The following is a 7179-nucleotide window of genomic DNA, read 5'->3' as shown; positions in this document are numbered from 1 at the left end:
GGTGTCAACTCGACACGCTTTTCGTCGAGTTGACACCCCTCCTCGCATGTGGCTCGCTCGGGCGCGCTAGGCGGGGGAGCCACCACCGCAACGCAACCACCCACACAACAGCAAGCCGCCCAACGAAACAGGCGTGCCATCAACCCGCCCACGGCGCCGGCCCGGCTCCTTTGGGAGTGCCGGGGGCCAGGGGGCGGAGCCCCCGACCAAGGGGGCAAGGGGGCGAAGCCCCCAAAGAGAATCAAGCAGACTCGCGCCGAACCAGAACAGTGGGCAGCATCTGCTTCTTGGACTTGACCGTCTCGTCCCGGAGCAACTTCATCAGATGCTCCACCATGTGCTTGACCTGCTCGTCGGAGTCCTGCCGAACCGAGGTCAACGGCGGCGAGGTGTGCTCGGCGATGGCCACATGATCGTCGAACCCGACCACGGCGACGTCCTCGGGAACCCGCCGCCCGGCCTCCTGCAACGTCTCCAGCGCCCCGGCGGCCATCAGATCGGAGGCGACGAAGACGGCATCCAGCCCGGGCACCCGCCCGAGCAGCGCGGACATGGCCTTGCGCCCACCCTCGCGGGTGAACCCGCCGTCCTCCATCACCCGAGCAGCGGCACGGTCGTCGAGCGAGAGCGCGGACCGGAACCCGTTCATGCGGTCTATGGCCGACAGCTCGTCCACCGGCCCGGACACGTGCACGATCTTCTTCCGCCCGAGCGACTTCAGGAGCTCGGTCGCGAGCACGGCGCCGCCCTCGTTGTCGTTGTCCACGAGGTGCATGCCCCGCAACGACCCCCAGGGCTTGCCCGCGTACACGACGGGCAGCGGCAGCTTCTTCACAATGGACACGAGCTCGTCGTTGCGGTGCGGCGCGAACACGAGAGCGCCGTCCACGTGCCCACCGGCCAGGAAGCGGTGCGCGCGCATCTGGTCGTCGTGGGAGTGCACGAGCATCAGGACCATCTGCACGTCCACGTCGGCCAGCGCACGCGCGCCGGCGCGGATCAGGCGGGCGAAGTGCGGGTCATCGAAGATCTTGGGCTCGGGCTCGGAGAACAGCACGGCCACGGCGCCGGTGCGGCGGGTGACCAGTGCCCGCGCGGCGCGGTTCGGCTGGTAGCCCAGCGCGAGCACGGCTGCGTTGACCGCTTCCAGCGCTTCGGGACTGACGCGCGGGGACGCGTTCAGCACTCGTGACGCCGTGGCGCGGGAGACCCCAGCCCTCGCGGCAACGTCTTCCAACGTCGGACGCGCGTGGATGGACACGAGCACCACTCCTCGATGAAAACCTTTGATCCGCCAAGCAGCTTAGCCCCAAAGGATCTCCGAGGAGGGTTTCCGCGCTGTTCACCGTGTTTTTTCGGCTATCGGCGCTGCAATCGACGCTTTCGGGGTACGCCCGCGCGGCGTGACGGAAACGCGGAGCAGGCCGTCTTCCCGGCGTGTCGTGGTCCGCAGGCCGGCGCGGGCGGCCGTCCTCACCAGAGCGGTCTCCGTCGGCAGGCACCACGCCACGAGCTCCGCGTACCCGGCGGCGCGGGCGTCGGTGGCCAAGGCGCCCAGCAGGGCGGTGCCCACGCCGCGGTGCTGCCAGGCGTCCTCCACCAGCAGCGAGATCTCGGCGCAGTCGGGGGTGCCGGTCTGGATGAGCTGGCCGAGGGCCACGACCTGGTCGGCGCACTGGGCGAGGACCGTGGTGCCGCGGGGCGGGTTGAGCAGGCGGTGCACCCAGCGGCGCGGCACCGTGCGCATGCCCGAGTGGTAGCGGTGGAACAGCGTCCTCATGGAACAGCGGGCGTGCAGGCCGGCCACGGCGTCCTCGTCGGTAGCGGCTCCGGGGCGCAGGACCAGCGCCACGCCGTCGTCGCTCAGCACACCGCGCAGCGCGGGTGCCGGGGCCTCCACGAGGTCGAGCAGCGCCTGGGCCCTCGTCAGCTCGACCTGGGTGAACCGCGCCCAGCCGCGCCGGGCCACCAGGTCTCCCAGCTGGGCCTGGCCCTCCGTCGCCTCGCCGCGGGTCACCGCGTCGGCGGACAGCACCTGGCGCAGCGCCTCGGCCGTCCTGTCCGGATCGGCCAGCGCCGCCCTGGCCGCGCGCAACGCCGCCGTGGGCTCGTCCACCAGGTCCCGCAGGTCCGCACCGGTGATGCCGACGCGCTGGGCGCCCTCGCTGCGCACGGCCTCGACCAGGTCCGCCGGGAGCACGCCCTCGCCCGCACGCACGACGATCTCGTCCAGCACACCGCCGGGCACGGGGATCACCTGCAGAGCGAGGACGTTGCAGTCGGCCGCGGCCAGCCGGACCGTGACGCGGGCGAGCGCGCCGGGGCTGTCGCTGAGTTCGAAGCGCATGCGCCAGGTCGTCGTCATGCCGTCCAGGGTTCACGGGACTTGTTGCCACGAGGCGAACCGCGGGTAAAACGACCGAGGGAGGGCACCAGCTGCACGAGAGCGCTCCCATCTGCGGACGGAGGTGTCCGCGGGTGGGAGCGCCGGGGCAGGCCCTAGATCGAGTACCCGTGTGCGGGCAGTCCGTTCTGCCCGATGATCCGCGACAACGCGCGAGCGCTGTCCTTCACCGTGCGCTGCTGCGTCTCGAAGTCGACGTGCACGATGCCGAACCGCTGCGAGTACCCGGCGGCCCACTCGAAGTTGTCGAGCAGCGACCACGCGAGGTAGCCGCGGATGTCGGCGCCCTCGGAGATCGCCCGGTGCACCGCGCGGACGTGGTCCAGCAGGTACTTCGTGCGCGCCTCGTCGGCCACGTGCCCGGCGTCGACGACGTCCGGGAACGCGGACCCGTTCTCCGTGACGACCAGCGGGATCCCGTCGGTGTCGCGGGACAGCCGGATCAGCAGCTCCGTGAACGCGTCGGCGTTCTGCTCCCACCCGAACCCGGTCAGCTCGCCCTGCGGCGGCGCGATCGTGGCACCGCGCAGGCCCGCGTGCGGCCCGGCGGGCGCGAAGTCCGGGTCGGCCGGGGCCACGCGGGTCGGGTTGTAGTAGTTGACGCCGATCCAGTCGACCGGGGTCGCGATGGTCTCCATGTCCCCGTCGCGCACCACGTTCGTCCAGTCGCCCAGCCACGCCGTGTCCCGCAGGACGTCGACCGGGTAGCCGCGCCCGAGGACCGGTTCGAGCAGGATGCGGTTCTGCAGGCCGTCGACCTTGCGGACCGCTTCGGCGTCGTCGCCCCAGATGGTGCTGAAGTTCAGCACGATCGAGAGGCGGTGCGACTCGGGCGCCTGCGCGCGCAACGCCTGCGTGGCGAGGCCGTGGGCCAGCAGCAGGTGGTGCGCGGCCTCCAGGGACGCCACCGGGTCGGCGATGCCGGGCGCGTGGATGCCGTTGCCGTAGCCCAGGAACGCCGAGACCCACGGCTCGTTCAGCGTCGTCCAGGCCTGCACCCGGTCGCCGAGCCGCTCGTGCACGATCGCCGCGTACTCGGCGAAGCGGTAGGCGGTGTCGCGGTTGCGCCAGCCGCCGAAGTCCTCCAGGACCTGCGGCAGGTCCCAGTGGTAGAGGGTGGCCAGCGGCTGGATGTCCTTCTCCAGCAACGAGTCCACGAGCCGGTCGTAGAACGCGAGACCGCGTTCCTCGACCTGGCCGCTGCCGCTGGGCTGGATCCGGGGCCACGCGACCGAGAACCGGTAGGCCGCGAGCCCCAGCGAGGACATCAGCTCCACGTCGGAGCCGTACCGGCGGTAGTGGTCGCAGGCGGGGTCACCGGTGTCGCCGGCCAGCACCCTGCCCGGCGTCGCGGCGAACGTGTCCCAGATCGACGGCCCCCGGCCGTCCACCGTGGTGGATCCCTCGATCTGGAACGCCGCGGTGGCCGCTCCCCACAGGAAGTCCGGCGGGAAGGTCAGCACCTCCCGCCCGACCTCGACGTCCGAGTCGGTCGTCATCCTCATCCCTTCACGGCGCCCTGCATGATGCCGCCGACGATCTGGCGGGACAGCAGGACGAAGATCGCGATCACCGGCAGCACCGCGAGCGAGGCGCCGGCGAGCATCAGCGAGTAGTCGGTGTAGTAGCCGCTGGCGAGCGTCGAGAGCGCCACCTGGACCGTCGGGCTGTCGTTGGGGTCCAGCACGATCAACGGCCAGAAGAAGTCGTTCCACGCGGTCATGAACGTGAACATGCCGAGCACCGCCGCCTGCGAGCGCACCGCGGGGAAGCCGACGTGCCAGAACGTCCTGAACACCGAGCACCCGTCGACGCGCGCCGCCTCGATCAGCTCGTACGGCACGGTCTCCTCGCACGCCTGGCGCATCCAGAACACCGAGAACGACCCGATCAGCACCGGCACGATGACCGCCTGCAGCGTCCCGTACCAGTCGAGGTCGGACATCAGCATGTAGAGCGGGATCACGCCGAGCTGCGTCGGCACCATCGCGGTCCCGAGCACGACCAGGAACAGCGAGTCGCGTCCCCGGAACCGCAGCCGCGCGAACGCGAACCCGGCGAGCGAGCCCAGCACGACGTTCGAGATCGCCACGGTCGCCGCCACGACGAACGAGTTCTGCATGGCGAGCCAGAAGTCGACGGTGTCGAAGACGCGCGTGATGTTCTCGACGAGGTTGCCGCCGGGGACCAGCGGCGGGGTCTTCTCGCCGAGGACCGAGTTGTCCTTCGACGCCACGATGAACGAGTAGTACAGCGGGAAGATCGACGCGGCGAGCACGGCGACCAGGAACCCGTAGAGCAGCGGTCCTGCCTTCGCGTTCTTCATGCTCACTCCTTGCCCGCGATGCGGCGGGTCAGCGTGAAGTTGACGATCGCGACCAGCAGGACGACCACGAACAGCATCCACGCGACGGTGGCCGCGTACCCGGCGTCGAACAACCGGAAGCCCTTCTCGTACATGTAGAGCACCAGCGTCTGGAACTGCCGGTCGGAGCCGCCGGTCGAGTTGCTCGTGGCGAACCCGGGGTCGAACAGCGCGGGCTCGACGAACAGCTGCAGGCCACCGATCGTCGACGTGACGACGGTGAACAGGATCGTCGGGCGGATCGACGGCACGGTGATCGACCAGAACATGCGCCAGCGCGAGGCACCGTCCAAAGTGGCCGACTCGTACATGTCCTTGGGCACCGACTGCATGGCCGCGAGGTACAGCAGCGCGTTGTAGCCGGTCCAGCGCCACATGACCATCGTGGAGATCGCGAGGTGCGACGCCCACGTCTCCGCGCGCCAGTCGATCGGGTCGATCCCGACGAAGCCCAGCAGGAAGTTCACGATGCCGAAGTCGCGGCCGAAGAACTGCGCGAAGACCAGGGCCACCGCGGCGACCGAGATGACGTTGGGCAGCAGCACGCCGGCCCGCCAGAACGCCTTGCCGCGCAGGCCGCGGTCCAGCAGCGCCGCGAGCCCGAGGGCGGCGAGCAGCTGGGGCACCGTCGAGAGCACGAACAGGCTCAGCGTGTTGACCAGCGCGTTCCAGAAGTTCGGGTCCGCGAACAGCGTGACGTAGTTGTCGAGGCCGACGAACCCCTGGTCGCCGTCGATCAGCTGCCAGTCGTGCAGCGACACCCACGCCGTGTAGAGCAGCGGGTAGAGCCCGAAGATCCCGAACACCAGGAAGAACGGCGCGATGATCAGGTACGGCGTGTACTTGGCGTCCCAGTTGCTCAGCCGGAAGCCCTTCGGCTCCTTCGAAGGCGAAACCGAGACGGCCGTGGCCGCCTCGGTCTCCTGACGAGTCACCGTCACTTCGCGGCGTCCGTCGCTTCCTTCAGGGCCTGCGTCCACGCGTCAGCCGCGGACTGCTTGCCCTGCTCGACGCGGGTGAGCGCCGTGCCGAACACGGGTCCGACCTTCGAGTCCTTCGTGCCGCGGTAGGTCGGCTTGAGCGACTCCGCCGAGCTCGCGAAGATCTGGCCCACCGGAGCCTTGTTGAAGTACTCGTTGACCGTGGCCTGCACCTCGGCGTCCTGGTAGACCTTCGGCTGGCTCGGCAGGTTGCCGGTCTCCTTGAAGATCCGCTTCTGCTGCTCGGGGGCCGTCAGCCACTTGGCCAGCTCGTAGGCCTCCTTGGGGTGCTTGCCCTGCTTCGGGATCGCGAGGAACGAGCCGCCCCAGTTGCCGCCGCCACCGGGCGCCGTCGTCACGTCCCACTTCCCGGCCGCCGCGTCGCCGGCACCCGCCTTGATCAGCGCGAGCGCCCAGGCCGGGCAGGTGGTGGTGGCGAACGAGCCCTGCTTCAGCGCGACGTTCCAGTCCTGGCTGAACGGCTCGAGGGCACCGGTCTGCTGCTTCGTGCCGAAGGCCGCCGCCGTCTCGAACGCCGACTTGACCTTGTCGTTCTTCTCCGCGATGTAGGAGTCGTCCTTCGCGAAGTAGCCCTCCTCGGTCTGGTCGAGGATCGCCTTGTAGACGTTGCGGGCGGTGTCGACGAACTTCACGTTCGGCGTCTTGCCGGCGAACTGGTCGGCGACCTTCGCGTAGTCGGCCCAGGTCGGCCACAGCTTCGCGACCTCGGTGCGGTCGGTCGGCAGGCCCGCCGCCGCGAACAGGTCGCTGCGGTAGCACAGGCCCAGGCTGCCCATGTCCGTGCCGAGGCCCAGCACGAACTCGCCGTTGTCAGCGGTGCCCTGGTTCCACTTCCACCCGGCCCACTGGTCCTTCAGGTCCTTCGCCCCGTACTCGGCGAGGTTCACGAACTTGTCCTTGGAGGCGCGGAACTGCGAGATCACGCCTTCCTCGAGGGCCACGATGTCCGCGGCACCACGGCCACCCGCGAGCTGGGTCGCGAGCTGCGTGTTGTGCTGCTCCATCTTGACCTTGCGCTGCTCGATCTTGATGTTCGCGTGCGAGGCCTGGTACTCCTCGATGAGCTTGTCGTACCCGAAGTCGGAGAAGAGGCCCAGCGACAGCTCGACCTTGCCGTCGGCCGCCGAACCCCCGCCGCAACCCGCGGCCAGAACCATCACGAGGGTCGCAGCCACGCTGCCGACCAGCCTTCTGTCCATCCGTTCCGTCCTCCTCGACGACGCCGGTGTGGCGCAGCTAACTGTGGTGAGAGCGCTCTCACACTCAACTGGCGAGGCGCGGGTGTCAAGCGGTCGACATCGTTCCGTAACTTTGTGGAGACGGGCAACAAAAACCTGGACCGGATTTCGCGAGCGTCTCGATCGGGTGACCCGAGCGGCACCCGGAAGACGAAGAGGGACGACCGGGCC

The 7179-nt window shown here is 69.5% G+C and carries 6 protein-coding genes; all 6 read right to left on the bottom strand.

The window, feature by feature from the left end; all coding sequences use genetic code 11:
- Window positions 1-241 precede the first annotated feature (241 nt).
- Entirely contained in the window at window positions 242-1270 is a 1029-nt protein-coding gene (locus tag ACFWGZ_RS37820; protein ID WP_382456403.1) for a LacI family DNA-binding transcriptional regulator, read from the bottom strand.
- Window positions 1271-1342: 72 nt separating this feature from the next.
- A complete protein-coding gene (locus tag ACFWGZ_RS37815) occupies window positions 1343-2365 on the bottom strand; it encodes a GNAT family N-acetyltransferase (RefSeq protein WP_382456402.1) in 1023 nt (340 codons plus the stop codon).
- A gap of 134 nt (window positions 2366-2499) precedes the next feature.
- Window positions 2500-3903 carry a GH1 family beta-glucosidase gene (locus ACFWGZ_RS37810; protein WP_382456401.1) on the bottom strand — a complete coding sequence of 468 codons (1404 nt, stop codon included), beginning with the start codon at window positions 3901-3903 and terminating at the stop codon, window positions 2500-2502.
- 2 nt (window positions 3904-3905) lie between these two features.
- Window positions 3906-4730 (bottom strand): carbohydrate ABC transporter permease, encoded by an 825-nt coding sequence (locus ACFWGZ_RS37805; protein ID WP_382456400.1) that lies wholly within the window; start codon window positions 4728-4730, stop codon window positions 3906-3908.
- Window positions 4731-4732: 2 nt separating this feature from the next.
- Window positions 4733-5632, bottom strand: coding sequence for a carbohydrate ABC transporter permease (locus ACFWGZ_RS37800; RefSeq protein WP_382456404.1), 900 nt, complete (start codon window positions 5630-5632; stop codon window positions 4733-4735).
- Between the two features lie 74 nt (window positions 5633-5706).
- On the bottom strand, window positions 5707-6969 hold the full coding sequence (locus tag ACFWGZ_RS37795; protein WP_382456399.1) for an extracellular solute-binding protein: 1263 nt from the start codon (window positions 6967-6969) through the stop codon (window positions 5707-5709).
- Window positions 6970-7179: the final 210 nt, after the last annotated feature.

The organism is Lentzea sp. NPDC060358, from assembly GCF_042725365.1.
In the GTDB taxonomy this organism is placed as follows: Bacteria; Actinomycetota; Actinomycetes; order Mycobacteriales; family Pseudonocardiaceae; genus Lentzea.
This window is presented reverse-complemented; position numbering and strand designations above follow the sequence as displayed.

Excerpts from the sequence above, each read along its gene's own strand:
- ACFWGZ_RS37810 (WP_382456401.1), bottom strand. The coding sequence starts at position 3,903 with ATGACGACCGACTCGGACGTCGAGGTCGGGCGGGAGGTGCTGACCTTC.
- ACFWGZ_RS37795 (WP_382456399.1), bottom strand. The coding sequence starts at position 6,969 with ATGGACAGAAGGCTGGTCGGCAGCGTGGCTGCGACCCTCGTGATGGTT.
- ACFWGZ_RS37815 (WP_382456402.1), bottom strand. The coding sequence starts at position 2,365 with ATGACGACGACCTGGCGCATGCGCTTCGAACTCAGCGACAGCCCCGGC.
- ACFWGZ_RS37805 (WP_382456400.1), bottom strand. The coding sequence starts at position 4,730 with ATGAAGAACGCGAAGGCAGGACCGCTGCTCTACGGGTTCCTGGTCGCC.